General features: G+C 62.9%; 1 protein-coding gene. It reads right to left on the bottom strand.

Annotated features, from left to right (window positions below):
- A partial coding sequence (locus IEW19_RS23255; protein WP_188573899.1) for an NAD-dependent epimerase/dehydratase family protein occupies nucleotides 1-526 on the bottom strand: 526 nt, incomplete at both ends.

The raw sequence follows: 526 nt of genomic DNA, 5'->3' as shown, positions 1-526 counted from the left end.
GGTTCCATTTGCGCAGCATGGGGTCGGAGTCGAAGGAAGGAAAGGCTTCGTAGTCTTCCGGATCCATGACGTTGGAGAACCGCAGCCCAACAATGCTCAGCTCCGGGTCCCAGCGCGTCAGCTCGATCGCCATCTGCTCCTCCAGTCGTTTCACGAGCGAATACGTGGTTTCCGGCCGGGCCGGGTACTCCTCGTCTACCGGGATATAGGGCGGGTCAACCTCGAACGGTGTGCCCAACACCGTCTCACTGGAGGCGTACACCACCTTCTTGATCCCGGCCCGGCGGGCCGCCTGAAAGACGTTATAGGTAGACAGCATGTTGTTCTCAAAGGTCGCCGCGTCAGGCAGGAGACCTGGAGCGGGGACCGCGCCCAGGTGAACGACGGCATCGAAGCCGCTGTGCCGGCGGTCCACGCCCAGGAACGCATCCACAACCTGGCCGTAGTCCCGCAGGTCCACCACCACAAGACCGGGGCTTCGTTCACCAACCCGGTCCAGATTCAACACCCAGTGCCCCTCCTCCGC

This window comes from Arthrobacter liuii, from assembly GCF_014639275.1.
Classification (GTDB): domain Bacteria; phylum Actinomycetota; class Actinomycetes; order Actinomycetales; family Micrococcaceae; genus Arthrobacter; species Arthrobacter liuii.
The sequence above is the reverse complement of the archived record's forward strand: the minus strand, read 5'-3'. Positions and strand labels throughout refer to the sequence as shown.